This is a genomic window from Pseudomonas sp. LB-090624, from assembly GCF_003205205.1.
Lineage (GTDB): Bacteria > Pseudomonadota > Gammaproteobacteria > Pseudomonadales > Pseudomonadaceae > Aquipseudomonas.
In genome coordinates this window covers 1-26,616 of the sequence record NZ_QJRL01000024.1, presented here as the reverse complement: position 1 = coordinate 26,616, position 26,616 = coordinate 1, and the positions used below count along the sequence as shown (strand labels likewise).

Annotated in this window: 26 protein-coding genes; 18 read left to right on the top strand and 8 right to left on the bottom strand. The window is 64.6% G+C overall.

What is annotated here, in order from left to right:
* Positions 1 to 69 precede the first annotated feature (69 nt).
* From cobJ to cobG, 4 genes are read right to left on the bottom strand one after another with little or no spacing between them, the layout of a single operon-like run.
* A complete protein-coding gene (gene cobJ / locus DMX11_RS19575) occupies positions 70 to 1,767 on the bottom strand; it encodes a precorrin-3B C(17)-methyltransferase (RefSeq protein ID WP_110746010.1) in 1,698 nt (565 codons plus the stop codon).
* Positions 1,755 to 2,486, bottom strand: a complete 732-nt coding sequence (locus DMX11_RS19570) for a precorrin-2 C(20)-methyltransferase (protein ID WP_015271958.1) — start codon at positions 2,484 to 2,486, stop codon at positions 1,755 to 1,757. The genes cobJ and DMX11_RS19570 overlap by 13 nt, the downstream gene beginning before the upstream one ends.
* Complete coding sequence (locus DMX11_RS19565; RefSeq protein ID WP_110746009.1) at positions 2,486 to 3,112, bottom strand: precorrin-8X methylmutase; 627 nt, start codon at positions 3,110 to 3,112, stop codon at positions 2,486 to 2,488. The genes DMX11_RS19570 and DMX11_RS19565 overlap by 1 nt, the downstream gene beginning before the upstream one ends.
* Positions 3,105 to 4,436 (bottom strand): precorrin-3B synthase, encoded by a 1,332-nt coding sequence (gene cobG, locus DMX11_RS19560; RefSeq protein WP_110746008.1) that lies wholly within the window; start codon positions 4,434 to 4,436, stop codon positions 3,105 to 3,107. The genes DMX11_RS19565 and cobG overlap by 8 nt, the downstream gene beginning before the upstream one ends.
* A gap of 146 nt (positions 4,437 to 4,582) precedes the next feature.
* Here cobG and cbiE point away from each other — a divergent pair, with 146 nt between their 5' ends.
* The 17 genes from cbiE (at position 4,583) to DMX11_RS19470 (ending at position 22,018) form a co-directional block, all read left to right on the top strand.
* A complete protein-coding gene (gene cbiE, locus DMX11_RS19555; protein ID WP_110746007.1) occupies positions 4,583 to 5,794 on the top strand; it encodes a precorrin-6y C5,15-methyltransferase (decarboxylating) subunit CbiE in 1,212 nt (403 codons plus the stop codon).
* Positions 5,787 to 6,881, top strand: a complete 1,095-nt coding sequence (locus DMX11_RS19550) for a cobalt-precorrin-5B (C(1))-methyltransferase (RefSeq protein ID WP_110746006.1) — start codon at positions 5,787 to 5,789, stop codon at positions 6,879 to 6,881. The genes cbiE and DMX11_RS19550 overlap by 8 nt, the downstream gene beginning before the upstream one ends.
* Positions 6,878 to 7,600: a cobalt-precorrin-6A reductase gene (locus tag DMX11_RS19545; protein ID WP_110746005.1), complete on the top strand. Its 723-nt coding sequence runs from the start codon at positions 6,878 to 6,880 to the stop codon at positions 7,598 to 7,600. The genes DMX11_RS19550 and DMX11_RS19545 overlap by 4 nt, the downstream gene beginning before the upstream one ends.
* 124 nt (positions 7,601 to 7,724) lie before the next feature.
* Positions 7,725 to 8,162, top strand: a complete 438-nt coding sequence (locus DMX11_RS19540; protein WP_110746004.1) for an NfeD family protein — start codon at positions 7,725 to 7,727, stop codon at positions 8,160 to 8,162.
* A 26-nt stretch (positions 8,163 to 8,188) separates the two neighbouring features.
* Positions 8,189 to 9,043 carry an SPFH domain-containing protein gene (locus DMX11_RS19535; protein WP_110746003.1) on the top strand — a complete coding sequence of 285 codons (855 nt, stop codon included), beginning with the start codon at positions 8,189 to 8,191 and terminating at the stop codon, positions 9,041 to 9,043.
* 145 nt (positions 9,044 to 9,188) lie between these two features.
* Positions 9,189 to 9,578, top strand: coding sequence for a DUF2946 domain-containing protein (locus DMX11_RS19530; RefSeq protein ID WP_110746002.1), 390 nt, complete (start codon positions 9,189 to 9,191; stop codon positions 9,576 to 9,578).
* Positions 9,579 to 9,623: 45 nt separating this feature from the next.
* Entirely contained in the window at positions 9,624 to 10,109 is a 486-nt protein-coding gene (locus DMX11_RS19525) for a copper chaperone PCu(A)C (protein ID WP_110746001.1), read from the top strand.
* Positions 10,110 to 10,131: 22 nt separating this feature from the next.
* Positions 10,132 to 10,560, top strand: a complete 429-nt coding sequence (locus DMX11_RS19520; protein ID WP_110746000.1) for a DUF2946 domain-containing protein — start codon at positions 10,132 to 10,134, stop codon at positions 10,558 to 10,560.
* 66 nt (positions 10,561 to 10,626) lie between these two features.
* Entirely contained in the window at positions 10,627 to 12,693 is a 2,067-nt protein-coding gene (locus DMX11_RS19515; protein WP_110745999.1) for a TonB-dependent copper receptor, read from the top strand.
* Between the two features lie 57 nt (positions 12,694 to 12,750).
* Positions 12,751 to 14,118: a PepSY domain-containing protein gene (locus DMX11_RS19510; protein ID WP_110745998.1), complete on the top strand. Its 1,368-nt coding sequence runs from the start codon at positions 12,751 to 12,753 to the stop codon at positions 14,116 to 14,118.
* Positions 14,119 to 14,317: 199 nt separating this feature from the next.
* Entirely contained in the window at positions 14,318 to 15,724 is a 1,407-nt protein-coding gene (gene cycA / locus DMX11_RS19505; RefSeq protein ID WP_110745997.1) for a D-serine/D-alanine/glycine transporter, read from the top strand.
* A gap of 187 nt (positions 15,725 to 15,911) precedes the next feature.
* Complete coding sequence (gene urtA / locus DMX11_RS19500; protein WP_012274414.1) at positions 15,912 to 17,177, top strand: urea ABC transporter substrate-binding protein; 1,266 nt, start codon at positions 15,912 to 15,914, stop codon at positions 17,175 to 17,177.
* Between the two features lie 110 nt (positions 17,178 to 17,287).
* A complete protein-coding gene (gene urtB / locus DMX11_RS19490; RefSeq protein ID WP_110745995.1) occupies positions 17,288 to 18,775 on the top strand; it encodes an urea ABC transporter permease subunit UrtB in 1,488 nt (495 codons plus the stop codon).
* Positions 18,775 to 19,854 carry an urea ABC transporter permease subunit UrtC gene (urtC, locus tag DMX11_RS19485; RefSeq protein ID WP_110745994.1) on the top strand — a complete coding sequence of 360 codons (1,080 nt, stop codon included), beginning with the start codon at positions 18,775 to 18,777 and terminating at the stop codon, positions 19,852 to 19,854. Before urtB ends, urtC begins: the two co-directional genes overlap by 1 nt.
* Positions 19,851 to 20,708 (top strand): urea ABC transporter ATP-binding protein UrtD, encoded by an 858-nt coding sequence (gene urtD, locus DMX11_RS19480; protein WP_110745993.1) that lies wholly within the window; start codon positions 19,851 to 19,853, stop codon positions 20,706 to 20,708. Before urtC ends, urtD begins: the two co-directional genes overlap by 4 nt.
* Before the next feature lie 64 nt (positions 20,709 to 20,772).
* Entirely contained in the window at positions 20,773 to 21,471 is a 699-nt protein-coding gene (gene urtE / locus DMX11_RS19475; RefSeq protein WP_110745992.1) for an urea ABC transporter ATP-binding subunit UrtE, read from the top strand.
* A 31-nt stretch (positions 21,472 to 21,502) separates the two neighbouring features.
* On the top strand, positions 21,503 to 22,018 hold the full coding sequence (locus DMX11_RS19470) for a GNAT family N-acetyltransferase (protein WP_110745991.1): 516 nt from the start codon (positions 21,503 to 21,505) through the stop codon (positions 22,016 to 22,018).
* A gap of 218 nt (positions 22,019 to 22,236) precedes the next feature.
* On the opposite strand, the gene DMX11_RS19465 is transcribed toward DMX11_RS19470, so the two are convergent.
* Both DMX11_RS19465 and cbpA read right to left on the bottom strand, forming a co-directional pair.
* A complete protein-coding gene (locus DMX11_RS19465) occupies positions 22,237 to 22,542 on the bottom strand; it encodes a chaperone modulator CbpM (RefSeq protein WP_110745990.1) in 306 nt (101 codons plus the stop codon).
* Positions 22,543 to 22,544: 2 nt separating this feature from the next.
* The gene (cbpA, locus tag DMX11_RS19460; protein ID WP_110745989.1) at positions 22,545 to 23,498 is read right to left on the bottom strand and encodes a curved DNA-binding protein; all 954 of its coding nucleotides are present in this window, start codon (positions 23,496 to 23,498) and stop codon (positions 22,545 to 22,547) included.
* 164 nt (positions 23,499 to 23,662) lie between these two features.
* Here cbpA and DMX11_RS19455 point away from each other — a divergent pair, with 164 nt between their 5' ends.
* Positions 23,663 to 24,934: an Hsp70 family protein gene (locus DMX11_RS19455; RefSeq protein ID WP_110745988.1), complete on the top strand. Its 1,272-nt coding sequence runs from the start codon at positions 23,663 to 23,665 to the stop codon at positions 24,932 to 24,934.
* Positions 24,935 to 24,985: 51 nt separating this feature from the next.
* On the opposite strand, the gene DMX11_RS19450 is transcribed toward DMX11_RS19455, so the two are convergent.
* Both DMX11_RS19450 and DMX11_RS19445 read right to left on the bottom strand, forming a co-directional pair.
* Positions 24,986 to 25,993, bottom strand: coding sequence for an AI-2E family transporter (locus DMX11_RS19450; protein ID WP_110745987.1), 1,008 nt, complete (start codon positions 25,991 to 25,993; stop codon positions 24,986 to 24,988).
* Positions 25,994 to 26,063: 70 nt separating this feature from the next.
* Positions 26,064 to 26,351, bottom strand: coding sequence for a PsiF family protein (locus DMX11_RS19445; RefSeq protein ID WP_110745986.1), 288 nt, complete (start codon positions 26,349 to 26,351; stop codon positions 26,064 to 26,066).
* Positions 26,352 to 26,616 lie beyond the last annotated feature (265 nt).

Below are 26,616 nucleotides of genomic sequence, written 5' to 3'. Positions count from 1 at the left end.
CAAACCTACCTGTGACCTTTGCAGGAAACTGCCACGAAGCAGTTCCTCACCCGCCTAGTCTGCCGCCGCTTATGGCTTTGCACCGTACCAGCGTGGGGTGTAGACCCAGACCCCGCCAGCCAAGCGATCGAACGTGCAGGTGGTGGAAGACCCAACCAGCACCATGGTGCGCATGTCGACCATTTCTGGCAGCAATTCGGCCAATGTGACTACCTTCAGCGTCTGCCCCGGCCTACCGATGTCACGGCCAAGGACTACAGGCGTGTTCTCGTCACGATGACGGCGGACCACTTCGAGCGCCACACCGAGCTGATGCGGCCTGGATTTGGAAATCGGGTTGTAGAACGCCAATACCAGGTCGGCCTGCGCGGCCAGGTCCAAACGCTTTTCAATGATCGACCAAGGCTTGAGGTTGTCCGACAGCGACATCACGCAGAAGTCATGCCCCAGCGGCGCGCCTGCCTGGGCAGCGGTTGCCAGCGAAGCCGATACGCCCGGCAAGATCTCGAGGTCGACGCGATGCCAGGCGGGGTCGCTGGATTCGTGCAACGCCTCCAGCACCGCCGCCGCCATGGCGAACACGCCTGGGTCACCTGACGACACCACCACCACCGAGCGGCCTTGCGCTGCCAGCTCGAAAGCATGCCGGGCACGCTGCATCTCTTCACGGTTGTCGGTGCAGTGCATGACTTGGTCGTCACGGAACGGGCCGGCCATCCGCACATAGGTTTCGTAACCGAGCACATCCTGGGCCCGCGCCAGCTCGGCCTTGACCGCCGGCACCATCAGTTCGGCAGCGCCGGGGCCCAGGCCGATGACAGCCAGGCGACCACGACGGCGACCAACCTCTGCCACCTCGACCGGGGCAGGCGCCAACGCAATGACCGCGTCTGCCTGTTCGACCAATTGGGCATCTGGCAAAGCCGCCGCCACCATGCTGGCCACATCGGCTGGCTTGGCAGCGAAGCGCAGGGCAACACCCAAGGCCTGGGCCGCTTCGTGCAAGGCGACGTCAGCCATGGCTTGCTCGTCAGCCAATATACAAGCCACCGACGGCTCGGCGATGCCGGCCTGCTGCAACGCTGCACGAATACTGTGCAGATTACCGCCCGCAACCCCCACAACCACCGAGCGCGGGTGGATGAGCAGCTCGTCGCGGCTGGCCGGACGCGCCTGATAGCCCACGTGGATAGTGCGCCGGGCCGCTTCGCTGGCGGGCAACTGCGCGTGCTGCAGCCAAGGCGCGTCACCTTCGATACGCACCGACTCGCCCGCCAGCAGGTCGGAGACAAAGCGCTTGCCTTGCTCGATATCCGCCAAGGCATAGCCTTGCGGCGGGTTCAACAGGCAGGTGCCAAAGCGCAGCTCGCCACTGGTGGTGATGGCGGCGGCAACGCCCAATGCTTCGGCAATTTCACGCGCCATCACGTTCACCCCGCCCAGGCCACCGAGCAATGGCACCACTGCGCTGCCATCCTCGGCCACGGCCAGTACCGGCGGCTCGCTGCCCTTCTCGCTGAGCAGGCTGGCGAGGCTGCGGATGATGATACCGGCGGCGCACAGGGCGATGATGGGCGTGTTTTGCTGGTACAGCCCACGCAAGGTATCGCCGAACGCACTGTAATAGCAGTCGGCACCCTCGACACGGCCTTCCAGGCCATGGATCGACGCCTGTGGATAACACTGCTGGATACGCTGCGCGGTGGCCAGGCTGCCGGGGCCAAGAACGACGATTGCCGGCGCCTTGTGCATGTTCAGCCCTGCCATTTTTCCCCCGGCACGATGATCAGCGAGAAGTACGGCGACGACTGCGGGTCGACCTGGTCCAGCGGTACGATCTTCTGGTTGGCCATGGTGGCCCGTTCCACGTACAGCGCACGCCCGTCCAGACCCAGTTCGGCCAGCACCTCGCGCACCTTGGGGAAGTTGCGGCCGAGTTTCATGATCACCGCCGCGTCGGCATCGGCCAGGCGGCGCTTGAGCTCTTCGGCCGGCAACACGCCCGACAGCACCGACAGGCTTTGGTTGCGGTACACCAGCGGTGCGCCCAACACCGAAGCGCCACCCAGCATCGAGCAGACGCCAGGGATCACTTCGGCCTCGTAGCGTTGCGCCAGCCGGTCGTGCAGGTACATGTAGGAGCCGTAGAAGAACGGGTCGCCTTCGCAGATCACCGCCACGTCACGACCGGCATCCAGGTGCTCTGCCACCTGCACGCTGGCTTCGTCGTAGAAGTCGCTGATCACCTGCTCATAGGACAGAGGCGCCGGCAGGGCCTCGGTGGTCACCGGGTAGACCAGCGGCAGCAAGGTCTGCTCGGGCTGCAGGTGCGCCTCGATGATGCCGAAGGCATTGCCACGCTTGCCCTTGGCCACGAAGTAGCCGACCACCGGCGCCTCGCGCAGCAAGCGCAGGGCCTTGAGGGTAATCAGTTCAGGGTCGCCCGGGCCCACGCCAAGGCCCAGCAGTCGTCCACGCGGCGCCATCACTCCACCTCCGTGGCCAGGGCGTTGACCGCAGCGGCGGCCATCGCGCTGCCGCCCAGACGGCCTTGCATGATCACGAACGGCACACCACGGCTGTCGGCGGCGAGCATGGCCTTGGACTCGGCCGCGCCGACGAAACCGACCGGGAAACCCAGGATCAGCGCCGGCTTGGGGGCACCGGCATCGAGCATTTCCAGCAGGTAGAACAACGCGGTCGGAGCGTTGCCGATCACCACCACGCTGCCTTCCAGGTACGGGCGCCACAGCTCCAGAGCGACTGCGGAACGGGTGTTGCCGGCGTCCTTGGCCAGGCCGGGCACGCTGGGGTCACGCAGGGTGCAGATGACCTGGTTGTCTGCTGGCAGGCGGGCACGGGTGATGCCTTCGGCAACCATGTGCGCATCGCACAGGATCGGCGCACCATTGAGCAATGCCTCGCGCCCGGCCCGGCCGGCGCCGTCGGAGAACTGCAAACCCTCGATGGCATCGACCATGCCACAGGCGTGGATCACCCGTACGGCAAGCTTTTCGAGGTCTGCGGGGATCCGCTCGAGTCGGGCTTCCTCACGGATGATCCGGAAGGAATTGCGATAGATCTCCTGACCATCGCGGATGTAGTCAATCATTGAGGTGCTCCGTCGGCAGGTCGAGCATGGCGCCTGCTTCATTCAAGGTAAGGTCGGTGCCGCGCAGGGCACCAAAGCCCGGCTGGCGCGCGTCACGCAGGTACAGGTCATAACGGCCCGGGGAGCGGGCCAGCAGGGTGGCCGGGGCCACATGGGCCACGGCACAGGAACGGGGGCAGCCGGTGAGGTGCACGCTGGCAGGGGCACCGGGGCCCAGCAGTGCGGCCAGGGTGACTGCGTCGGCCTTGGTCTCGCCCAGCGCCTTGGCGCAACCGCTGCTGCCGGTGCAGGCGCTGATGCGCGCCAACGGCTCATGGGCATGACACAGCAGTCCGATTGCGGACAATCCGGCCTGGGCCTGGTCGATGTGTTGCGCTTGCAGGTTAGTCAGCACCAGGCTTTGCCAAGGGCTCAGACGCAGGCTGCCATCGCCCAGTTCACGGGCCACCTGTGCCGCACCGCGCAGCATGGCCGGGGTCAGCCGGCCTTGCGGTGGCGCAACCCCAAGGGCCAGGCCATGAGGCTGGGGCAGCTGGCCCAGCCACGAAGCGTGGTGCGGTTCTCGGCGCCAGGCGAGCACGGCAGGATCGCGGCGGATGTCCAGGCCCAGGCCTGCAACGAAATCAGTTGCCGAGCAGACCTCAAGCAACTGACGCATGCGCGACTGTGCCGGTGTCGCCAGTTCGAGGAAGCGCTCCAGCACCGCCCGCACCAGCGCCAGCCCCTGTTCCAGGGGTACGGCGCCAAGCACCGGGCCACCTGAAGGACAACCCGCCAGGCCGAATGCCAGCCAGGGCTGTTGTTCCAGCCGCACGGCCGACAGCCACAGGTCGTGGGGGTGTTCGAGCATGGCCAAGCCTTCGCCGGCATCCAGTTGCACGGCGAACTTGGCTGACAGCTGGTGAAACCGCGGGGTGCCCTCCAACAGCTCGAGGATCTGCCCGGCCAGCGGCCTGGCGTCCAGCAGCATTAGCGGATCATGCCCTGCCAGCGGGCTGAGCATCAGGTTGCGCACATCGTCGCCGGCCGCCTCGCGTGGGCCCAGGCCCGCAGCGAGCAGGGTGTCGACCAAGGCACGGTGCTCGCTACCGATGCCGCGAATCTGCAGGTTGCCACGGTTGGTGGCTTCGATCACGCCGCCGGCGAAGCGCTCGGCTGCCGCGGCCACCGCGTCGGCCTGGTCGGCCAGCAACAGGCCGCCCGGCAGCTTGATACGGCAGATACCGCCGTCACGGGCACTGACGATGCGCCACAACCCCGGGCAGGCCGAGGGACGAGGGATGACAGTGGGGGCTTCGGCCTGGGTCAATGGGGTGTCCGGCAATCTGTGAAAGTGCGCTTGAGTGTAGAAGGCGCGGTATTATGCCTGCTTTGTCCGGCGGCATGAAAAGCCGGTGGTCGAGCATCGTTCGAATTTGAGCCGATTTTTTTGGGGGCGCTGCGCGCCCCCAAAATCTTGAAGAGGTACACATGACACCCTGGCTGACAGTAGTAGGCATCGGCGAAGACGGCTTCAGCGGCCTGGGCAAACAGGCCCGGCGCGCCCTGCTGGGCGCTGTGCGGGTCTTCGGCAGCCCGCGCCAGCTGGCCTTGCTGCCACGTTGCGTAACCGCTGAACAGCTGGCCTGGCCAAGCCCATTCTCGCTGGCCCCGGTGCTGGCCCTGCGTGGCGAACCGGTGTGCGTACTGGCCAGCGGCGACCCGATGTTCCATGGCGTCGGTGCCAGCCTGGCGCGGCAGGTGCCTGTCGCCGAAATGCGTGTGCTGTCGATGCCCTCCTCCTGCGCCCTGGCCGCTGCCCGCCTGGGCTGGCCGCTGCAGGACCTGCACGTGGTATCGCTGGTCACCCGACCGCTGGCGATACTCAATGCCCACTTGCACAGCGGCCTGCGTTTGCTGGTGCTGAGCAACGACGGTGATAGCCCGGCAGCCATTGCCACGCTGCTGCGTGAACGTGGCTTCGGGCCCAGCCGCCTGAGCGTGTTCGAGCACCTGGGTGGTGAAGCCGAACGCAAGCTGTGCGGCACCGCCCAGGACTGGCAGCACGCCGACATCGCCGCACTCAACCTGGTCGCCATCGAATGCCTGGCCGCGCCCGACGCCCCGCGCCAGCATCGCTTGGCCGGGCTGCCAGACAACGCCTTCCGCCATGACGGCCAGCTGACCAAACGCGATGTCCGCGCCATGACCCTGGCTCGCCTGGCGCCGCAGCCGGGCGAACTGTTGTGGGACGTGGGCGCAGGCTGTGGCTCGATCGGCATCGAATGGATGCGCGCCCACCCGGCCTGCCGCGCCCTGGCCATCGAGGCCGACGAAGGCCGCCAGGGTTTCATCGAACACAACCGCGATGCACTCGGTGTACCGGGGCTGCAACTGATCCGCGGCAAGGCGCCAGCAGCGTTGCAAGGCCTGGAACCACCGCATGCCATCTTCATCGGCGGCGGCGTTACCCGTGAAGGTGTGCTCGACCACTGCTGGGCAACGCTTCGCCCTGGCGGCCGCCTGGTGGCCAACGCTGTAACCCTTCAAAGCGAACTGGCCCTGGCGCACTTTCGCGAGCAGCATGGTGGCGAGCTGACCCGCATCCATGTGGCCCATGCCCAGCCGTTGGGGGCGTTCGACACCTGGCGCCAGGCCCTGCCAATCACCCTGCTGGAAGTGGTCAAGCCCGACGATGCGTGAAGAAACCCGCGAACAGCCCGCGCCGCTGCGCAGCGGCCTGACCACCGGCAGCTGCGCCACTGCCACCAGCCTGGCAGCAGCCAAGCTGCTGCTCACCGGGCAGCGTGACGACGCGGTGGCTATCACCCTGCCCAAAGGCAAGGTGGTGCAGATGCGCCTGGAGTTCTGCCGCCTGCTAGGTGAGCGCGCCGAAGCTGGCACCCTCAAGGATGCCGGCGACGACCCCGACGTGACCCATGGTGCCCTGGTCTACAGCCAGGTGCGCCTGCTGAGCGAGCCGGGCATCCGCTTTGTCGCTGGCAGCGGCGTGGGCACCGTGACCCGCCCGGGCCTGGTGCTGGCGGTAGGTGAGCCTGCCATCAACCCGGTACCACGGCGTATGATCGGCGAGCACTTGCAGCGCCTGGCCGATGAGTGCGGCCATCCCGGCGGCTTCGAGGTCACGGTCAGTGTCCAGGGTGGCGAACAGTTGGCGCTGAAGACCATGAACCCGCGCCTGGGTATCCTCGGCGGGCTGTCGATCCTCGGCACCAGCGGTATCGTGCGGCCGTTTTCCTGCGCTGCTTACATCGCTTCGATCCACCAGGGCATCGACGTGGCCCACACCAACGGCTACACACACATCGCCGCATGCACCGGCAATGCCAGCGAGGACACCATGCGCCGGGTCTACGGCCTGCCGGAAATCGCCTTGATCGAAATGGGCGACTTTGTCGGCGCGGTGCTCAAGCACCTGCGCAAGGTACCCGTACCCCGCCTGACGCTGTGTGGTGGTTTCGGCAAAATCAGCAAGCTGGCTGCCGGGCACATGGACCTGCATAGCCGCCACTCCAGCATCGACCTGCCGCAACTGGCCGGCTGGGCCGCAGACATCGGTGCGGACGCAGCGCTGCAGGCCGCCATCATTGGTGCCAACACCAGCCAGCAGGCGCTCGCGTTGGCCCATGCGGCCGGCATTGCCCTGGGTGATGCGGTATGTACTCATGCCTTGGCCTTCGCCCGCAGCGTGGTGCCGACGCAAGTACAGGTGGAAGTGTTCGCCATCGACCGCCAGGGCGGCATCGTCGGCAAGGCGGGCGTGCAATGACTGCCCGTATCCTGCTGCTCGGCGGCATCACCGAAGCCCTCGCCATCGCCCGCCGGCTCGGCCCACAGCATGTCTATAGCCTGGCCGGTGTCGGTCGCGTGCCGCAGGACCTGCAATGCCAGGTACGGGTCGGGGGCTTTGGCGGCGCGGAGGGCTTGGCCAGCTATCTGCGCGAGTCGGGCATCACCCTGCTGATCGATGCCACCCATCCCTATGCCGCGCAAATCAGCCGCAATGCCGCCAGCGCCGCGCACAGTGCCGGCATCCCATGCTGGGCCTTGCGCCGCCCGGCCTGGCAGGCGCAACCGGGGGACGATTGGCGCGAAGTGGAGGATTGGGCTGGGCTGGTCGCAGCACTCAAGCCGTTCCGCCGGCCGCTGTTCACCCTGGGGCGTGAGCCGCTGCAGCATCTGGATGAGATTCCGCCGGAGCAGTTCTGGACCTTGCGGGCGCTGGATGCCTGCCCTGGCAACGAGCGCTGCGAAGTGATCGGTGCGCGGGGGCCGTTTCATATCGCGGATGAACGGGCGCTGTTCCAGCGGCGCAGGATCGATGTGCTGATCAGCAAGAACAGCGGCAGTGTGGCGACCGAGCCCAAGCTGGAGGTGGCCAGGGAGTTGGGGGTGCCGGTGCTGGTCCTCAAGCGCCCGGCTTTGCCAGAGGTGGACCGGGCATTCAACTCGCAGCATGAATTGGCTGTAGCACTCGACCTGCGGTAGCAAATATCGCCAGCACGTTGCCTAACCTACAGCCCTTTCGGACTTTTCCTTCAACCCGGCGAGTGGCCCTGTGCCGCGCCGCTGCCTTAAACTGAGGCTCTCCCCTCTGGAAGGCACTACCCATATGGAAATGCAATGGTGGATCTGGCTGGTGTTCGGCATCGCGCTGACCCTGCTCGAACTGGTCCTGCCGACGTTCTTCATCCTCTGGTTCGGCATCGGTGCCGTGCTGGTCGCGCTCATCGCGCTGGCCGCCCCCAGCCTGCAGCTGGACATGCAGGTGTTGCTGTGGGTCCTGCTGTCGTCGGCCACCACTGTGCTGTGGTTCAAGCTGTTCCGGCGCAAGCAGCCGGATGTGCGCTGGACCGCCGACAGCGTGATCGGCGAAGTCGGCCTGCTGACCGCTGGCGTGTCGGAGTTCCACAAAGGCCGCGTACGTTTCCAGAAGCCGATCCTCGGCAATGAAGAATGGACCTGCATCGCCGACAGCGAAATCGCCGCTGGCGAGCGGGTACGCCTCACCGCCATCGAAGGCAACACCGCCCGCGTCATTCGGGCCTGAACCCGCACTAAAAGGAATTTTGCATCATGACCAGCCTCATCGTCGTTGCCGCCATCGCGGTGTTCGTCCTGATCACCGTATTCAAAGGGGTACGCATCGTGCCCCAGGGCGAGGAATGGATCGTCGAACGCCTGGGCCGCTACAACAGCACCCTCAAGCCGGGCCTGAACATCGTTATCCCGTACATGGACGTGGTCGCCTACCGCCTGCCGACCAAGGACATCATCCTTGATGTGCAGGAGCAGGAAATCATCACCAAGGACAACGCGGTAATCGTCGCCAATGCGCTGTGCTTCGCCAAGGTGGTCGACCCGCAGAAGGCCTCGTATGGCGTCCAGAACTTCTCTTTCGCCGTCACCAGCCTGACCATGACCTCGTTGCGCGCCATCGTTGGTGCCATGGACCTCGATGAGGCGCTGTCCAGCCGCGAGCAGATCAAGGCACGCCTGCGCGAGGCAATGTCGGAGCAGACCGAAGACTGGGGGGTGACCGTGCGCTCGGTGGAAATCCAGGACATCAAGCCTTCGGAGAACATGCAACTGGCCATGGAGCGCCAGGCCGCGGCCGAGCGGGAGCGCAAGGCCGACGTGACCCGTGCCGAAGGGGCCAAACAGGCGGCGATCCTTGAAGCAGAAGCGCGCCTGCAGGCCGCCAGGCTGGATGCCGAGGCGCAGATCAGCCTGGCCGAGGCTTCGGCCCGGGCGATTTCGCTGGTGAAGGAAGCGGTGGGCAACGAGACAGTGCCGGCGATGTACTTGCTGGGCGAGCGTTATGTCGGGGCCATGGAGAACCTGGCGAGCAGCAACAACGCCAAGGTGGTGGTGCTACCGGCAGACCTGCAAGAGACCGTACGCGGGCTGATGGGCCGCAACAAGGCTTGAGCTTGATTTGGCCTTCTTCGCGGGCGTGCCCGCGAAGCAGCAGACACCGGTTCAACTGCCTGCCTGCGTCACTTCACCGCACCCCGCCATTTTTACCTATACTCCGCCTTACAATACCCACCACGATTCCTGACCGGATCTCTCCATGCCCCCACGTCGGCACATAGCCTGGATAGCCTGCCTAGCAGTGCTGTTCAACCTGCTGGCCATGCCGCTGGCCTCAGCCGTGCCCAAGGGCCCGGCCGAGCAGCTGCTGTGGGGGGCTTTCTGTTCCAGCATGGCCAACAAGGCCAAGGTCGATGTCCAGGCCCTGGCCAAGATCGATCTAGGCCCGCAAAGCGACGACAGCGGCGGCATGATGAACTGCTGGTGCTGCTCTGGCGCTGCACCGCTGCTGGCCCTGCCAGTCTACCCGCCGCAGTTGCACAACCCGCCGACACTGATCGCCGGGCTGTTGCAACCACCTGCAGACTCCCACCCCACGCCGCGCCAGCTCTGGCCTGCGTTAAACCCCCGTGCCTCTCCGCTGGCCTGAGTTCTTACGCTGTCTGCCTGAACCTGAACAGAACGGAGATTCACCATGCTCAAGCACGCCCTCGTCATGGCCGCCCTGCTGCTGCCTGGCGCCTTTGCCAATGCCCATGAATACAGCGTGGGTGACCTGCACATTGCCCATCCCTGGTCACTGCAGCTGCCGCCCAACGCCCCCAACGTGGCGGCCTATTTCGTGGTGCACAACAATGGCCAGGCCGATGACCGCCTGCTCAGCGTCGACAGCCCCATCACCGATGATGCGCAATTGCATGAACACGCGATGAGCGCCAGCGGCGCCATGAAGATGCAGCAGGTACCGAGCGTGGCGGTGCCCGCCGGCAAGGACCTGACCTTCGCCCCCAGTGCCTACCACGTGATGCTGATGCAGCCCAAGGACCGCAGCCTGCTCGTTGATGGCAAGCGCTTCCCGTTGACGCTGCACTTCGAAAAAGCCGGCGATGTGACCGTCGAAGTGGCCGTGCAGAAGCAGGCGCCGACGGACCAGCCGCAAGCCCACGAACACGCGCACTGACACCTGCTCACAGGCACTCGCCATGAGCCTGCCGCGCAACAGCACCCGCCGTACCACCCGCCCTGACCGCAGGCGCGCCGGTGGCGGATGGCTGAGCCTGTTCGCCATGTGGATGATCTTCATCGGCCCGCTGATTTCCCAGTCGATGCCGATGGACCACCACGCTGGCATGGGCATGCCGATGGACATGCCGATGACGGCAGCCCATCAGCACGGCGACGCACATCACGGCCACGGCAGCGATGGCCAGTTGCACGTGATGTGGGAAAAATGCGGTTACTGCAGCCTGTTGTTCAATTGCCCGGCCTTGCCCCAGGCCCTGAGCCCGCTAAGCGCCGGCGGCCTTGCCCCCACCAGCCACCTGTTTGCCGCAACGCACCAGGGCCATGCCAGGCAGGCTGTATTCCCCGGTGCGCGCAGCCGCGCCCCACCTTCCTCGATCAGCGTCTGAAAGCACATTTTGCGCACGGAGCCAGGAGGCTTCGCGCTGACTCATGACTGATCGACTGGAATCATTATGTCTGGCTGCACCCCTGTTTTTGCCTTGTCCCTGCGTGGGACCATCGCCGCCGTCTGCGGCTCGCTGCTCGCGCCCGTGGCCCTGGCCGCCGACCTTGGCCAAGAAGGCCATGCGCACGACGCACCCGAGCTAAGCCCGACGGTAATCACTGCCGTGGCCCCGAGCTCACCGCTGACGGTGGTCACCAACCCGAAAGACCCACGCCAGCCGGTGCCGGCCAGCGACGGCGCCGACTACCTGAAGACCATCCCCGGCTTCTCGGCGATCCGCGCCGGCGGCACCAACGGCGACCCGGTTCTGCGCGGCATGTTTGGCTCGCGCCTGAACATTCTCACCAATGGCGGCCTGATGCTCGGCGCCTGCCCCAACCGCATGGACGCTCCCACTTCTTACATTTCGCCGGAAACCTACGACCGGCTGACCGTCATCAAAGGCCCGCAAAGCGTAATCTGGGGCCCCGGCGGCTCGGCTGGCACCATCCTCTTCGAACGCGAACCGGAAAAGTTCGGCACCCTCGGCAGCCGGGTCAACGCCAGCCTGCTGGCAGGCTCCAACGGCCGTTTCGACAAGGTGCTGGACGCCGCAGCCGGCAACAGCCAGGCCTATGCGCGCTTCGTCGGTAACCAGTCGCGCTCGGACGACTACCATGACGGCAGCCACGACACCCTGCCATCCCGCTGGGACAAGTGGAACGGCGACGTCGCGCTGGGCTGGACGCCCGACCAGGACACGCTGCTGGAGCTGACCGCCGGCAAAGGCGATGGCGAAGCCCGCTACGCCGGGCGCGGCATGGACGGCTCGCAGTTCAAGCGCGAAAGCCTGGGCCTGCGCTTCGAAAAGTCCAACCTCGGCGAGGTGCTGGACAAGGTCGAGGCCCAGGTCTACTACAACTACGCCGACCACGTGATGGACAACTACAGCCTGCGCACGCCGTCAGGCACCGGCATGATGGCCGGCCCCATGGCCGCCGCAGTCGACCGCCGCACCATGGGCGCGCGTATCAAGGCCACATGGCGCTGGGCTGACGTGCAGCTGATCAGCGGCATCGATGCGCAGACCAACGAACACCGCGCACGCAGTGCCATGGGTATTGACACCTACAAGAACCAGCCTTGGGACAAGGACGCCGACTTCCACAACTACGGTGCATTCGGCGAGCTGACGTGGTACGCCACTGGCACGGATCGGCTGATCACCGGCGCACGGCTGGACCGCGCCTCGGCCAAGGATTTCCGCGATGACAGCGCCACCAACGGCAACACCCGTGCCGACACCCTGCCCAGCGGCTTCCTGCGCTACGAGCACGACTTGGCGGCGCTCCCCGCCACCACCTACATCGGGCTTGGCCATGCTCAACGGTTCCCTGACTACTGGGAGCTGTTCTCCCCGGACCAAGGCCCTGCCGGCTCGGTCAATGCCTTCGACAGCATCAAGCCAGAGAAAACCACCCAGCTCGACTTCGGCATCCAGTACCGCACCGAGCGTCTGGAGGCCTGGGCCTCGGGCTATGTCGGGCAGATCCGCAACTACATCCTGTTCGACTACCGCACCGGCATGATGGGCATGAGCACCTCGCAGGCACAGAACATCGACGCCCGCATCATGGGTGGCGAGCTGGGCGCAGCCTACCAGCTGACGGAAAACTGGAAGGCAGACGCCACGCTGGCCTACGCCTGGGGCAAGAACAGCAGCGACGGCAAGGCACTGCCGCAAATGCCACCGCTGGAAAGCCGCCTGGGCCTGACCTACAGCCGTGACGCATGGAGCGTCGGCGCGCTGTGGCGGCTGGTGGCGGCGCAGAATCGCATCGCCGAAAACCAAGGCAACGTGGTTGGCAAGGACTACGACAAGAGCGCCGGCTTCGGCGTGTTTTCGCTGAACGGCGCCTACAAGGTGAACAGCAACCTCAAGCTCAGCGCAGGGGTCGACAACCTGTTCGACAAAACCTACGCCGAGCACTTGAACCTGGCCGGGAATGCCGGGTTCGGCTACCCGGCAACCGATCCACAGCCGGTCAACGAGCCAGGCAGGACCGTGTGGACCAAGGTCGATTTCAGCTTCTGACAACAACCCGGGCGCATCTTCGGGTGCGCCCATCAGCTGGTCAAACAGGAGGTTCCCATGAGAGGAACACGCATCAGTTTCTATAACCTGGCCTGGCGTTGGCACTTCTATGCGGGGCTGTTCGTGGCCCCGTTCATGATCCTGCTGGCGATCACCGGGATCATCTACCTGTTCAAGCCGCAGCTTGACCCGCTGCTGTACCGCGACCTGATGGTGGTCGAGGCCGGCCACCATCGACAGGGCGCCGACCTGATGCTGGCCGAAGTGCGCCAGGCCTACCCCAAGGGCCATGTCGGCCAGTACCTGCCACCGCTGAACGCCGAGCGCAGCGCGCAGTTCGTGGTGCATGACGGTGGCCGCGAGCTGAATGTGTTCGTCGACCCTTACAGTGGCAAGGTGCTCGGCGAGCAGGACGGCAAGCAGAACCTGCAGGCCATCGCCCGTGCCCTGCATGGCGAGCTGATGGTCGGCACGCTGGGTGACCGCCTGGTGGAACTGGCCGCAGGCTGGGGCATCGTGCTGGTGGTGTCGGGCCTGTACTTGTGGTGGCCACGCGGGCGCAATGGTGCTGGCGTGCTGTGGCCACGGCTATCGGCACGCGGCCGGCTGCTGTGGCGCGACCTGCACGCGGTAACCGGTTTTTGGGGATCGGCCCTGCTGTTGCTGATGCTGCTCAGCGGCATGACCTGGACCGGCCTGTGGGGCAAGCAGTACGCCGATCTGTGGAACCGCTTCCCGGCAGCCATGTGGAACGACGTGCCCAAGTCGGACCAGCAGGCCCGGGAGCTGAACAGTGCGCATCGCCAGACCGTGCCGTGGGCAATGGAAAACACGCCAATGCCGCAGTCCGGCGCGCACGCCGAGCATGCCGGGCACCACACCACTACTGCCATGCCCGCGGCACCGCTGGTGAGCCTGCAGCAGGTCGAGGACATCGCCACCGCGCGGCAGGTCGAGCCAGGCTACAGCGTCACCCTGCCCACCACCGCAGACGGGGTGTTCACCATTGCCGTATTCGCGGACGACCCGCGCAACGACGCTACCCTGCATGTCGACCAGTACACCGGCAAGGTGCTGGCGGATGTGCGCTGGCAGGACTACAGCCCGGTAGCCCGCGCCACCGAGCTGGGGGTGATGCTGCATGAAGGCAAGATGTTCGGGGCGTTCAACCAGATCATCATCCTGCTGGTATGCCTGATGATCATGCTGGGCTCGGTGAGCGGGCTGGTGATGTGGTGGAAGCGCCGGCCCGAGGGTGGCCTGGGTGTGCCGCCGCTGCGTCATGACCTGCCGCGCTGGAAGGCAGCGGTGGGGGTGATGCTGGTGCTAGGGGTGCTGTTCCCGCTGGTAGGGGTATCGATGTTGGTGATGTGGGTGGTGGATAGCCTGGTGGTGAGGCGCCACCGGGAGATGGCCAACGCCTGAGCCTTGCTTTGCCTGAACGGGCCTCGACGCGGGCAAACCCGCTTCTGTAGGCGCGGGCTCGCCCGCGAAGAGGCCCACACAGGGAGACGCTGCTAGCCAAAAGTCGAGTCGATCTGTCGCGCCCTGAACTGGAACGCGCGTGTTAGCCTACCCGGCTACCTCTGACAAGAAGACAGACCTTTACAAGGGAATGCAGCCTATGACGCAAACCTCACCCATAGCGCCAGATGAACCGCATCTGCAACGCAACCTGACCAACCGCCACATTCAGCTGATCGCCATCGGCGGCGCGATCGGCACCGGCCTGTTCATGGGCTCGGGCAAGACCATCAGCCTGGCCGGGCCGTCGATCATCTTCGTCTACATGATCATCGGCTTCATGCTGTTCTTCGTCATGCGCGCCATGGGCGAACTGCTGCTGTCGAACCTCAACTACAAGTCGTTCATCGACTTCTCCGCCGACCTGCTCGGCCCGTGGGCCGGCTACTTCACGGGCTGGACCTACTGGTTCTGCTGGGTGGTCACCGGCATCGCCGATGTGGTCGCCATCGCTGCCTACACGCAATTCTGGTTCCCCGACCTGCCACAGTGGATACCGGCACTGACCTGCGTGGCGCTCCTGCTGTCGTTGAATCTGGTGACGGTGAAAATGTTCGGCGAGCTGGAGTTCTGGTTCGCCCTGGTCAAGATCGTTGCCATCCTCGGCCTGGTCGCCACCGGGCTGTACATGGTCATCACCGGCTTCACCTCGCCCAGCGGGCGCACTGCGCAGCTGGCCAACCTGTGGAATGACGGCGGCATGTTCCCCAACGGCCTGATGGGCTTTTTCGCCGGCTTCCAGATCGCCGTGTTCGCCTTCGTCGGCATCGAGCTGGTGGGTACCACCGCCGCAGAGGCGAAGAACCCGGAACGTACTTTGCCACGGGCGATCAACTCGATCCCGATCCGCATCATCGTGTTCTACGTACTGGCGCTGATCGCGATCATGGCGGTGACCCCATGGCGTGACGTGGTGCCGGGCAAGAGCCCGTTCGTCGAGCTGTTCGTGCTGGCCGGTCTGCCGGCAGCGGCGAGCATCATCAACTTCGTGGTACTGACCTCGGCGGCATCGTCGGCAAACAGCGGCGTGTTCTCCACCAGCCGCATGCTGTACGGGCTGTCGCAGGAAGGCGACGCACCCAAGGCGTTCGAAAAACTGTCGAGCCGCTCGGTACCGGCCAACGGCCTGTTCTTCTCCTGCACCTGCCTGCTGCTGGGGGCAGTGCTGATCTACCTGGTGCCGAACGTGATCGAGGCGTTCACCTTGGTAACCACCGTTTCGGCGGTGCTGTTCATGTTCGTCTGGACGCTGATCCTGCTGTCGTACCTGAAGTACCGCAAGCACCGTGTGGCGCTGCACCAGGCATCGAAATACAAGATGCCGGGCGGGCGCTTCATGTGCTACGTGTGCCTGGTGTTCTTTGCTTTCATCCTGGTGCTGCTGAGCCTGGAAGACGATACCCGCGCGGCACTGGTGGTGACGCCGATCTGGTTTGTGCTGCTTGCGGTGACCTATCAGGGGGTGCGCAGCAAGCGCCATCCGCGCACGGCAGTGCGTAACGGCTGATGGCCCCGGGGCCGCACAGCGGCCCCAATCCTGTGCACGTAAATCCATCAAGCACCAACCTGGATCCAACCAACGCCCCAACACCTCGCACAACCCCTCTATTGCGCGCATCCCGCCGTTAGGCACACCCCTTGCAATGCCTCTCCCCGCTTGGCCAACACCATAAAAAACTCAGCGGAGAGAGCACATGAAGCGTCGCAGTCTGATCAAGGCCTTTACCCTCAGCGCATCGATTGCCGCAATGGGCCTGAGCTGGAGCATCCAGGCCGCCGAGACCATCAAGGTCGGCATCCTGCATTCGCTGTCGGGGACCATGGCCATTTCCGAGACCTCGCTCAAGGACATGGCGCTGATGACCATCGACGAGATCAACGCCAAAGGCGGGGTCAACGGCAAAATGCTCGAACCGGTGGTGGTCGACCCGGCCTCCAACTGGCCGCTGTTCGCGGAAAAGAGCCGCCAGCTGCTGACCCAGGACAAGGTCGCCGTGGTGTTCGGCTGCTGGACCTCGGTGTCACGCAAGTCGGTGCTGCCGGTATTCGAAGAGCTCAACGGCCTGCTGTTCTACCCGGTGCAATACGAGGGTGAGGAGATGTCGCCGAACGTGTTCTACACCGGCGCCGCGCCTAACCAGCAGGCCATCCCGGCGGTGGAATACCTGATGAGCGAAGACGGCGGCAGCGCCAAGCGCTTCTTCCTGCTGGGTACCGATTACGTCTACCCGCGCACCACCAACAAGATCCTGCGCGCGTTCCTGCACAGCAAGGGCGTGGCCGACAAGGACATCGAGGAGGTGTACACCCCGTTCGGCCACGCCGATTACCAGACCATCGTCGCCAACATCAAGAAGTTCTCCGCTGGCGGCAAGACTGCAGTCATCTCCACGGTCAATGGCGACTCGAACGTGCCGTTCTACAAGGAGCTGGCCAACCAGGGCCTGAAGGCCACCGACGTGCCCGTGGTGGCCTTCTCGGTGGGCGAAGAAGAACTGCGTGGCATCGACACCAAGCCGCTGGTGGGCCACCTGGCCGCATGGAACTACTTCGAGTCCGTGGATAACCCGGTCAACCAGAAGTTCGTCGCCGACTGGAAAGCCTACGCCAAGGCCAAGGGTCTGCCGGGCGCCGACAAGGCAGTGACCAACGACCCGATGGAAGCCACCTACGTGGGCATCCACATGTGGGCCCAGGCTGTCGAGAAAGCCAAGTCCACCGACGTTGACAAGGTCCGCGAAGCACTGGCCGGGCAGAGCTTCAAGGCGCCGTCGGGCTTCACCCTGACCATGGACAAGACCAACCACCACCTGCACAAACCGGTGATGATCGGCGAAATCCAGGATGACGGGCAGTTCAGCGTGGTGTGGGAAACCGAGCAGCCGCTGCGGGCGCAACCATGGAGCCCGTTCATTCCGGGCAACGACAAGCGTCCGGACTATGCGGTGAAAGGTAACTGAGTGCATGGGGCTGCCTTGCAGCCCATTCGCGGGGCAAGCCCGCTCCCACAGGCCTCTGGGAGCGGGCTTGTCCCGCGAAGAATCGACCACCGATTACCAGGACTACCCGCATGCTCAGACTGCTGCTCACCCTGCTTCTGCTGTTGCCCATGGCCACCCAGGCCAGCGAGGGCGAATTCTTTCTCACCGCCAAGCCCGCCGAGCAAGCCAGCCTGCTCGAAGGCTGGGCAGCACAACCCGATGCCGGGCGCCTGCCGCTGCTGGACAACCTGCGCCAGGGCCGCATCGCCGCCGACGACACCCGCAAGGTGCGCCTGAACAACCGCCTGCGCGGCCTGATCGACAACGCCCTGGCCAGCCATCAGTTGCTCAGCGACAACAGCGACACCCGCCTGGCCGCGGCCCAGCAACTACAGAAAAGCGCACAACCCGCGCAAATGGCCTTCCTCGACCGGCGCTTCGCCGCCGAGCCGGACGCTGCGGTGCGGGCTGCCCTCGGCCTGGCCCTGGCCAACCTGCAGCTGGGCGCCAGCGAGCCAGCAGTGCGCCTGGCCGCTGTGCGCCTGCTGGGTGAAACCGGTGACCCATTGGCCCGTACCCGCCTTGAGGCGCTGCTGCAACCAGGCGCGGAAACCGACGCGGGCGTGCGCACAGCCGCCGAAACCAGCCTGGCGCAGGTGCAGCGCAAGTTACTGGTCGGCGAACTGCTCGGCCAGGCCTTCAGCGGGCTGTCGCTGGGTTCGATCCTGCTGCTGGCGGCGCTCGGCCTGGCCATCACCTTCGGCCTGCTCGGGGTGATCAACATGGCCCATGGCGAAATGCTGATGCTCGGTGCCTACAGCACCTACATGGTCCAGGTGCTGATGCAGCGCTACGCGCCAGGCGCCATCGAGTTCTACCCGCTGATCGCCCTGCCGGTAGCCTTCGCCGTCAGTGCTGGGGTCGGCATGGCACTGGAGCGCACCGTGATCCGCCACCTATACGGCCGCCCGCTGGAAACCCTGCTGGCCACCTGGGGTATCAGCCTGATCCTGATCCAGGCCATCCGCCTGCTGTTCGGCGCGCAGAACGTCGAGGTCAGCAACCCGGCGTGGCTGTCGGGCGGCATCCAGCTGTTGCCAAACCTGGTGCTGCCATACAACCGCCTGGTCATCATCGGCTTCGCCCTGGCCGTGGTATTGCTGACCTGGCTGCTGCTCAACCGCACGCGGCTGGGCCTCAACGTGCGGGCCGTCACCCAGAACCGCAACATGGCAGCCTGCTGCGGGGTGTCCACCGGGCGCGTCGACATGCTCGCCTTCGGCCTTGGTTCAGGCATTGCCGGGCTTGGCGGCGTGGCCCTGAGCCAGGTCGGCAACGTCGGTCCGGACCTGGGCCAGAGCTACATCATCGACTCGTTCCTGGTGGTGGTGCTTGGCGGTGTCGGGCAACTGGCCGGCAGCCTCTGGGCCGCCTTCGGCCTCGGCATCGCCAACAAGCTGCTGGAGCCGCAGATCGGTGCGGTACTCGGCAAGATCCTTATCCTTGCGTTGATCATTCTGTTCATCCAGAAGCGCCCGCAAGGCCTGTTCGCCCTCAAGGGACGGGTAATCGACTGATGAACCAGCCACTGCTTGTCACCGCTACGCAAAAGGCCGGGCCGCGCCTGTCGCTGGCCATCGGCGCCGTCGTCGTCCTGGTGCTGGTGGCCCTGCCGCTGCTGTCGCTGCTGCCAGCGGACCACTCACTGCAAGTCTCGGCCTACACCCTGACCCTGGTCGGCAAGATCCTCTGCTATGCCATCGTCGCGCTGGCGCTGGACCTGGTCTGGGGCTACGCCGGTTTGCTTTCGCTGGGCCATGGCCTGTTCTTCGCCCTGGGCGGCTACGCCATGGGCATGTACCTGATGCGCCAGGCGGCCGGCGACGGCTTGCCGGGGTTCATGACCTTCCTGTCATGGACCGAGCTGCCGTGGTACTGGGCTGGTACCCAGCACTTTGCCTGGGCCCTATGCCTGGTGGTACTGGCGCCTGGGCTGCTGGCGCTGGTGTTCGGCTGGTTCGCCTTCCGTTCACGGATCAAGGGCGTGTACTTCTCGATCATGACCCAGGCCCTGACCTTCGCCGGCATGTTGCTGTTCTTCCGCAACGAAACCGGCTTCGGCGGCAACAACGGCTTCACCAACTTCCGCACCATCCTGGGCTTTGACATTACCGCGCAAGGCACCCGGGCCGTGCTGTTCCTGCTGACTGTCGGCCTGCTGTTGGCCAGCCTCTACCTGTGCTGGCGCCTGACCCGTAGCAAGTTCGGCCGCCTGTTGACGGCAGTACGCGACGCGGAGAACCGCCTGATGTTCTGCGGCTATGACCCGCGCGGCTTCAAGCTGCTGGTGTGGGTGCTCAGCGCGGTGCTGTGCGGCCTGGCCGGGGCGTTGTACGTGCCGCAGGTGGGCATCATCAACCCCAGCGAAATGTCGCCGACCAACTCCATCGAAGCCGCCGTATGGGTGGCCCTCGGCGGGCGCGGCACGCTGATCGGCCCGCTGCTCGGCGCCGGCCTGGTCAATGGCATGAAAAGCTGGTTCACCGTGGCCTTCCCGGAGTTCTGGCTGTTCTTCCTCGGCGCGCTGTTCATTCTCGTTACCCTGTACCTGCCCAAGGGCGTGGTCGGCCTGTTGAAGAAAAGGAGCCAGCCATGAGAGGCGTGCCCCCGGTACACCCAGAATTCATGCTTGAGCCGGTGTTCGACCAGCTCGGCGCAGGCCGCGATGCCATCGGCCTGGGCCACAGCCGCAAGGCCGGCCTGGATACCCGCCACGGCACGGTGCTGAGCCTGGAGGACATCAGCGTCAGCTTCGATGGCTTCAAGGCCCTGAACGCCCTGAACCTGTACATCGGCGTGGGCGAACTGCGCTGCATCATCGGCCCCAATGGCGCCGGCAAGACCACCATGATGGACGTGATCACCGGCAAGACCCGGCCCGACAGTGGCACGGCTTATTTCGGCGACACCCTCGACCTGACCCGCATGGGTGAGTACCAGATCGCCCAAGCCGGCATTGGCCGCAAGTTCCAGAAGCCCACGGTGTTCGAGGCGCTGACGGTGTTCGAGAACCTGGAGCTGGCGCTGAAGACCGACAAGTCGGTGTGGGCCAGCCTGGCGGCACGTCTGGGCGGCGAGCAGCACCAGCGCATCGAGGAGGTGCTCACCACCTTGCGCTTGCTGCCGCTGGCCCAGCGCCAGGCCGGCCTGCTGTCGCACGGGCAAAAGCAGTTTCTGGAAATCGGCATGCTGCTGGTGCAGGAACCGCAATTGCTGTTGCTGGATGAACCGGTGGCGGGCATGACCGATGCCGAGACCGAGTTTACCGCCGAGCTGTTCAAGGGCCTGGCCGGCAAGCATTCCCTGATGGTGGTGGAACATGACATGGGCTTTGTCGGCAGCATTGCCGACCATGTGACCGTGCTGCACCAGGGCAGTGTGCTGGCGGAGGGATCGCTGGAGCAGGTGCAGGCGGATGAGCGGGTGGTCGAGGTGTATCTGGGCCGCTAGATCTTCAAACCTGTGCGGGCCCTATCGCCTGCACAGGCACAGCATCTCTTCCAGGAATTCTCATATGCTCAAGATCGACACCCTGCACCAGTACTACGGCGGCAGCCACATCCTGCGCGGCCTGTCCTTTGAAGCCAACGTCGGCGAAGTCACCTGCCTGCTCGGCCGCAATGGCGTGGGCAAGACCACCCTGCTGCGCTGCCTGATGGGCCTGGTGCCGGCTCGCGAAGGCAATATCGAATGGGAAGGCAAGCCGATCACCGCACTGAAACCCCAGCAACGCGTTCACGCCGGCATCGCCTACGTGCCACAGGGGCGCGAGATCTTCCCGCGGCTGACCGTCGAGGAAAACCTGCTGATGGGCCTGTCGCGCTTCCCCGCCCGTGAGGCCCGCGAAGTGCCAGCGTTCATCTATGAACTGTTCCCGGTATTGGAACAGATGAAGCAACGGCGCGGCGGCGACCTGTCCGGCGGCCAGCAGCAACAGCTGGCGATCGGCCGCGCCCTGGCCAGCCGGCCGCGGTTGCTGATCCTCGACGAGCCGACCGAAGGCATTCAGCCCTCGGTAATCAAGGAAATAGGCGCAGTGATCCGCCGCCTGGCCGAACGCGGGGACATGGCAATCCTGCTGGTGGAGCAGTTCTACGACTTTGCCGAAGAGCTGGCCGACCAGTACCTGGTCATGGCCCGTGGCGAAATCGTCCAGCGCGGCCGTGGCGAAAACATGCAGGCCGAAGGTGTGCGCGGGCTGGTAACCATTTAACCTGCAACCAACGACCCTGCGAGACGCTGTCATGAGTTACCAAATCCGCGACGCCCTGCCCGCCGACGTACCGGGCATCCTCGACATCTACAACGACGCCGTGCGCAACACCACGGCGATCTGGAACGAAACCCCCGTCGACCTGGCCAACCGCCAGGCCTGGTTCGAAGCACGCGCGCAGCAGGGCTACCCGATCCTGGTGGCCAGGGATGAAACCGGCGTGCTGGGCTATGCCTCGTTTGGCGACTGGCGGCCGTTCGAGGGCTTCCGCCTGACTGTGGAGCACTCGGTGTATATCCGTGGCGACCAGCGGGGCAAGGGGTTGGGGCCGGTGTTGATGGCCGCGCTGATCGAGCGTGCGAAGGGATGCGGCAAGCATGTGATGGTGGCGGCCATCGAGAGTGGCAATGCGGCGTCGGTTCGCCTGCATGAGCGTCTGGGCTTCGCAGTGACCGGCCAGATGCCCCAGGTGGGGGTAAAGTTTGGCCGCTGGCTTGACCTGACCTTCATGCAGCTGGTGTTGAACCCAGGCGCCCAACCGACCTGAAATTCGGTCCATTGTTGGATCAACTGTCTTGCTCAATTTCTAGAATCTTGCGCGATCCCTGTGGGAGCGGGCTTGTCCCGCGAACACGGGCGAAGCCCGTGCCATGCACCGTGTTGGATTCTTCGCGGGCAAGCCCGCTCCCACAGGTACCCCCGCAGGCTTGAGGCTTATGCAGTACTTGGGGCTGGGCAATCCCCCACAGATGCCGGCGGGGGAACTTACAGCTGGATAAACCGGCCCAGCCGCTGCTTCAGCATGCTGTTCTCACTGCGCAACTGCTGCACTTCCTGCAGTAGCTCCAGCGCCAGCGCCACGCCTTCCCATTCCAGTTCCAGCTCTTGGTGCAGCTTCACCGCGCGTTTGGCCAATAACGGCGCCTGATCGTCAAACAGCCAGTCCTCCGGCGTTCGCCCGGAAGGTTCGACAATGCCGTGTTCGACGATTTCGATCACGCAGTCCGCCGTCACATCGGCTTCCTGACACAAGGTACGCATGTCCAGTTGAACGATCAGGGTGCTGCTCATGATCACTTACTCCATTGTGTCCTCGGGTTGAACGCCGCCTTCTCGGAAAGCTTTGTCCACAATTCGCGGGCAGACTCGTCGGATGCCGGTGGCATGACCACTTTGAGCTGCGCATAAAGGTTGCCGCGCTCGCCGTTCTTGTTGGCCAGGCCCTTGCCCGGTACGCGCAGGCGCTGGCCGCTCTGGCTGTCCGGGCGGATGGTGAGGTTGATCTTGCCTTCCAGGGTCGGCACCGCCACCTTGGTGCCCAGCGCAGCCTCCCACGGTGCCAGCGGCACGGTGATGATCAGGTCATGACCTTCGACATCGAACAGCGGATGCGGTGCCATGCGGATGGTCAGGAACAGGTCGCCATTGGCCCCACCACCGCTGCCCGGCGCGCCCTGGCCTTTGAGGCGGATGCGCTCGCCGTCGGTCACCCCGGCCGGAATCTTCACGTTCAGCGTCTTGGTGGTGAAGCCGGTGCGCTGGCCCATGGCATTGGTTTGCGGCACCTGGAAGCTGATCTGCTTGGACTCCTTGCTCAGGGTCTCTTCAAGGAATACCGCCAGTTCAAGTTCCACGTCCTGCCCCCGCCTGCCGGCGCTGCGTTGCTGCTGCCGGGTGCCACCGAAGGGGTTGCCACCGCGGTTACCGAAGATCGAGCTGAAGAAGTCGGAGAAATCGCCGCCTTCGAAGCCGCCACCACCGCCACGGCTTTCCCAGCCTGGAGGTGCCTGGAATGGCCGGCCATGCTGGCCGCCATACTTGCGGATTTCGTCGAACTCGGCACGTTTCTGCGCGTCGCCAAGCACCTCGTAGGCCTCGTTGGCCTCCTTGAACTTGTCCTCGGCATCGCGCTCCTTGCTGACATCGGGGTGATACTTGCGCGCCAGCTTGCGGTACGCGGCCTTGATCGCCTTCTCGTCCGCCGTGGGCTCTACGCCAAGTATCTTGTAATAGTCTTTGAAGTCCATCTGTGGATCACCAGTGTGAAAGTGCGTGTTGCATCAGAAGATAGGGGTCAAGCATAGCCTTTCAAGACCACCTTGGGTTTGCCCCATGGCAGACGACTGGTCTTGATTCTGTAGCCAACTGGCATACACTGCGCGGCCGTTTTGCCTCCGGAAGCTATTTCCCCATGTCTGACGTATCCCCGGCCCGCGCCCTGGGCATCGACTTTGGCACCTCCAACTCCACGGTAGGCTGGCACCGCCCTGGCGCGGAATCGCTGATTGCCCTGGAAGACGGCAAGATCACCTTGCCTTCGGTGGTGTTCTTCAACATCGAGGAACGGCGCCCGGTATATGGCCGCCTGGCATTGCACGAGTACCTGGAAGGCTACGAAGGCCGCCTGATGCGCTCGCTGAAAAGCCTGCTGGGCTCCAAGCTGATCAAGCATGACACCAGTGTGCTGGGCAGCGCCTTGCCGTTCAAGGACCTGCTGGGCATGTTCATCGGCGAGCTGAAGAAGCGCGCCGAGGCCGCCGCAGGTCGTGAATTCGACCAGGTGGTGCTGGGCCGGCCGGTGTTCTTCGTCGACGAAGACGCGGCCGCCGACCAGGAGGCTGAAGATACCCTGGCCGAGGTGGCGCGCAAGATCGGCTTCAAGGACGTGTCGTTCCAGTACGAGCCGATTGCCGCCGCCTTCGACTACGAGTCGGGCATCAGCCGTGAAGAGCTGGTACTTATCGTCGACATCGGCGGTGGTACCTCGGACTTCACCCTGATCCGCCTGTCGCCCGAGCGCCACCTGGTCGCCGAACGCCAGAGCGACATCCTTGCCACCGGTGGCGTGCACATCGGCGGGACCGACTTCGACAAGCAGTTGAGCCTGCAGGGCGTGATGCCATTGTTCGGCTACGGCAGCCGGATGAAGAGCGGCGCGCTGATGCCGACCAGCTATCACCTCAACCTGGCCACCTGGCACACCATCAACGCCTTGTACTCGCAGAAGTCGCAGCTGGCGCTGGGCAGCATGCGCTACGACATCGAGGACAGCTTCGGTATCGACCGCCTGTTCAAACTGATCGAACAGCGCGCCGGCCACTGGCTAGCGATGGAGGTGGAAGCCAGCAAGATCGAACTGACCGAGCATGACAGCCGCCGCATCGACCTGCGCCGGGTCGAGCCCGAGCTGACTGCGGAGCTGACCCGGGTGTTGTTCGAAGATGCCATCGAAGGGTTGCTGGAGCGTGTTCGCGGTAGCGTGACCGAGTTGCTGGCCAAGGCCGGGGTGAATGAAGGGCAGGTCGACACCGTATTCTTCACCGGTGGCTCCAGCGGGATTCCGGCGCTGCGCAACAGCGTTTCGGCAATGCTGCCGAATGCCCGGCATGTGGAAGGCAATATCTTTGGCAGCATTGGTAGCGGGCTGGCCATTGAGGCGCGCAAGCGTTACGGCGCAGCCTGAGCCATTTCTTCAGCCTGTGCCCGCGAAGGGCCGGCACAGGCTAATCCTGAATCAGACCAGCTCCGCCCGCTTCAGCTCACTCTTGAGGTAGGCATAGTAGACCGGTCCCGCCACCACCCCGGGCAGACCGAACGCGGCCTCGAACACCAGCATCGCCAGCAGCAGCTCCCACGCCTTGGCACTGATCTGCCCACCCACGATCCGCGCGTTGAGGAAGTACTCGACCTTGTGGATGACGATAAGGTAACCCAGCGCCGCCGCCGCCACCCAGATCGACAGCGACAAGCCAACGATGGTGATCAGGGTGTTGGACATCAGGTTGCCGATCACCGGCAGCAGGCCCAACAGGAACGTCAGCACGATCAGCGTCTTGGTCAGCGGCAGGTGCACGTCGAACAGGGGCAACACCACGGCCAGGAAGATACCGGTGAAGGTGGTGTTGAGCAGCGAAATCTTGATCTGCGCGAAGACAATGTTGCGAAACGCCTTCACCAGCAGGTTCAGGCGCTCGAACAGCGCCGCCGCCAGTGGCTTGCGCCGGGACACATCGGGAATGCGCTGCAAGGCGATGATGGCACCGAGGATCATGCCGATCAGGAGCGTCACGAACATGTGCGCCATGCCCTTGCCCACCAGTTGCAGATCGCTCAGGTGGCTTTTGATCCAGTCGCCGATGGCCACCTTGAATTCGGCGGCACTGGCCGGCAGATAGGCTTCGATGAACGGCGGCAGCTGACTGCGGGCCTGTTCGACCAAGGCCATGAACTTGTCCAGCGAGGCGCCGGGGTTTTCCGCCTCGTGCAGCAGAAAACTGAAAGCACCGGCAATCAGCAAGGCCAGGGTAAAGACCACCAATGTGCCCAGCAGCGCCACGGCCAACCAGCGGGCGCGCTGCCCGGCAATCAGCGGCTGCAGGCGCGGGGTCAGCATGTTGACCAGTTCGAATACCAACAGCCCGGCCAGCAGGCTGGGCAGCAACTTCAGGGGCAAGGCCAGCAGCAACCCAGCCATGACGATGATCAGACTGGCCAGGGTGATCTGGCGGGGGGTGAAAGTCATACAGCCTCGACGGCAGACAGCAGGAATGCCCGCAGTCTGCCAGCCTTGAGGCTGCAGGCATAGGCGCAGGTCATTTCTTCTTCAGGCAGTCGCTCATGAAGGCTTTGCGCTCGTCCCCCTTCAGGGCCTTGGTGGTAGCGTCGGCGTTGCAGGTTTTCATCTTCTCCTGCTGGGTTTGTGGGACATCCTTCTTCAAGCAGGTGCTCATGAACGCCTTGCGCTCATCACCCTTGAGGGCTTTGGTGGTAGCGTCGGCGTTGCAGGTTTTCATCTTTTCCTGTTGCGCAGTATTGGCGGCGAAACCTTGCGCGCTGAACAATAGCGCCAGCGCCAGTAACGGAATGTGCAGCACTTTCATGGAGTGGTCTCCTTGGCTCCGCGCCCGATGCACGGGGGTCGAGCTGAGTGTAGCCAAGAATGCTCAGCGCCCCTTCGCGCCTGGCGAGGCGGGGGCAAGGGATGCATGACGTGAGTTCTGGGGTGTTGCAGAGATCGAGCGCCGCCCGGGCGGCGCTCGATCTGACAGGCGCTGCTGCTGTAACGGCCAACGCCTACACACACTGCTTTGCGAGTACCCTTGCTACATGAATTATCTGTTCCCCCTCACCGCCATCCTCATCTGG

Coding starts and splice junctions, on each gene's coding strand:
- cobJ (WP_110746010.1), bottom strand. CDS start 1,767: ATGGCAGGGCTGAACATGCACAAGGCGCCGGCAATCGTCGTTCTTGGC.
- DMX11_RS19570 (WP_015271958.1), bottom strand. CDS start 2,486: ATGGCGCCGCGTGGACGACTGCTGGGCCTTGGCGTGGGCCCGGGCGAC.
- DMX11_RS19565 (WP_110746009.1), bottom strand. CDS start 3,112: ATGATTGACTACATCCGCGATGGTCAGGAGATCTATCGCAATTCCTTC.
- cbiE (WP_110746007.1), top strand. CDS start 4,583: ATGACACCCTGGCTGACAGTAGTAGGCATCGGCGAAGACGGCTTCAGC.
- DMX11_RS19550 (WP_110746006.1), top strand. CDS start 5,787: ATGCGTGAAGAAACCCGCGAACAGCCCGCGCCGCTGCGCAGCGGCCTG.
- DMX11_RS19545 (WP_110746005.1), top strand. CDS start 6,878: ATGACTGCCCGTATCCTGCTGCTCGGCGGCATCACCGAAGCCCTCGCC.
- DMX11_RS19540 (WP_110746004.1), top strand. CDS start 7,725: ATGGAAATGCAATGGTGGATCTGGCTGGTGTTCGGCATCGCGCTGACC.
- DMX11_RS19535 (WP_110746003.1), top strand. CDS start 8,189: ATGACCAGCCTCATCGTCGTTGCCGCCATCGCGGTGTTCGTCCTGATC.
- DMX11_RS19530 (WP_110746002.1), top strand. CDS start 9,189: ATGCCCCCACGTCGGCACATAGCCTGGATAGCCTGCCTAGCAGTGCTG.
- DMX11_RS19525 (WP_110746001.1), top strand. CDS start 9,624: ATGCTCAAGCACGCCCTCGTCATGGCCGCCCTGCTGCTGCCTGGCGCC.
- DMX11_RS19520 (WP_110746000.1), top strand. CDS start 10,132: ATGAGCCTGCCGCGCAACAGCACCCGCCGTACCACCCGCCCTGACCGC.
- DMX11_RS19515 (WP_110745999.1), top strand. CDS start 10,627: ATGTCTGGCTGCACCCCTGTTTTTGCCTTGTCCCTGCGTGGGACCATC.
- DMX11_RS19510 (WP_110745998.1), top strand. CDS start 12,751: ATGAGAGGAACACGCATCAGTTTCTATAACCTGGCCTGGCGTTGGCAC.
- cycA (WP_110745997.1), top strand. CDS start 14,318: ATGACGCAAACCTCACCCATAGCGCCAGATGAACCGCATCTGCAACGC.
- urtA (WP_012274414.1), top strand. CDS start 15,912: ATGAAGCGTCGCAGTCTGATCAAGGCCTTTACCCTCAGCGCATCGATT.
- urtB (WP_110745995.1), top strand. CDS start 17,288: ATGCTCAGACTGCTGCTCACCCTGCTTCTGCTGTTGCCCATGGCCACC.
- urtC (WP_110745994.1), top strand. CDS start 18,775: ATGAACCAGCCACTGCTTGTCACCGCTACGCAAAAGGCCGGGCCGCGC.
- urtD (WP_110745993.1), top strand. CDS start 19,851: ATGAGAGGCGTGCCCCCGGTACACCCAGAATTCATGCTTGAGCCGGTG.
- urtE (WP_110745992.1), top strand. CDS start 20,773: ATGCTCAAGATCGACACCCTGCACCAGTACTACGGCGGCAGCCACATC.
- DMX11_RS19470 (WP_110745991.1), top strand. CDS start 21,503: ATGAGTTACCAAATCCGCGACGCCCTGCCCGCCGACGTACCGGGCATC.
- DMX11_RS19465 (WP_110745990.1), bottom strand. CDS start 22,542: ATGAGCAGCACCCTGATCGTTCAACTGGACATGCGTACCTTGTGTCAG.
- cbpA (WP_110745989.1), bottom strand. CDS start 23,498: ATGGACTTCAAAGACTATTACAAGATACTTGGCGTAGAGCCCACGGCG.
- DMX11_RS19455 (WP_110745988.1), top strand. CDS start 23,663: ATGTCTGACGTATCCCCGGCCCGCGCCCTGGGCATCGACTTTGGCACC.
- DMX11_RS19450 (WP_110745987.1), bottom strand. CDS start 25,993: ATGACTTTCACCCCCCGCCAGATCACCCTGGCCAGTCTGATCATCGTC.
- DMX11_RS19445 (WP_110745986.1), bottom strand. CDS start 26,351: ATGAAAGTGCTGCACATTCCGTTACTGGCGCTGGCGCTATTGTTCAGC.